This window comes from Aestuarium sp. (assembly GCF_023253315.1).
Classification (GTDB): Bacteria; Pseudomonadota; Alphaproteobacteria; order Rhodobacterales; family Rhodobacteraceae; genus Marivivens; species Marivivens donghaensis.
Map to the genome: position 1 here is coordinate 1 of NZ_JALRGW010000110.1, position 953 is coordinate 953.

The 953-nt window shown below is 61.6% G+C and carries 2 pseudogenes; both read right to left on the reverse strand.

The annotated features are described in order from the left end of the window. Positions 1–77 precede the first annotated feature (77 nt). Positions 78–479: pseudogene (istB, locus tag AC1QQ2_RS14455) on the reverse strand (IS21-like element ISPkr1 family helper ATPase IstB); the annotation flags it as partial. Further along, a pseudogene (locus AC1QQ2_RS14460) lies at positions 409–953 on the reverse strand (IS21 family transposase); the annotation flags it as partial. The pseudogenes istB and AC1QQ2_RS14460, both read right to left, overlap by 71 nt.

The window sequence follows — 953 nt, forward strand, 5'->3', positions numbered from 1 at the left end:
ATCAACGAAAAGCGCATGAATGCAGGTCAACGCAGAAATTCCTGTGGTGGGTTACGTACCTTTGTTGGGATAGACCCGACATTGAAGAAGCGCCCCCGCTTGCCGCGCCGGATGCAGGCCCGGGCGATGCTGACGGCCAGGTGCGATTTACCAGTCCCGGTGCCACCGATGAGCACGACATTGCGCTGCTGTTCGAGGAACTCCCCGGCGGCCAGATCGCGCACCAGCGTCTCGTTGACTGGCGTCTCTTCAAAGCTGAACTCGTCGACCTCTTTCGCCAGAGGCAGCTTGGCGATCGTCATCTGGTATTTGATCGAGCGCGCCTGCTTCTCACTGATCTCGGCATTTAGCAGGTCGCCGACGATCTGTTGTGGTTCGTGCTGACGCTTCACCGCCGTGGTGATGATCTCATCGTAGGCGGCCTTCATGCCGTAGAGCTTCAGCTGGCTCATCGCGTCCAGCACCTGTGATCTTTCCATGGTTGGGTCTCCTGAGACTGTCGTAGCGTTTGCAATCGGCGACGGGCTCGCAGGTCAGTCGCAACGCGGCCGGCGTATCGATGGTCAGCGGCGGTGATGGCTCCCGATGCCGGGCCAAGATGTTGATGACGACCGAGGCTGCGGGGACCCTTTCGCTTAGGGCCTCGGTACAGGCAGCATCCACCGCATCCAGTCCATCGATCGGGATCATGCTCAGGATCTGAACCATCTGCCGGTCGCCGTTCGGCACCTTGCCAAGCTTGCGCTGCACGCGCCTGATCGCCGGCGGCAGGTCCCAGTCCTTGAAGGGGGCGCCATTCCGGACAACGCCGACCTGGTTCTCGACCTGTCCCTTCTCCCAGCCGGATGCCGGGGTGCAAGCGACGGGATCGACGAGGTAATGGCTGCACATCTGCTGGAACCGGCGGTTGTAGGCTCGGTCGCGACCGACGAAGATCGTGTCGACCGCGGTCT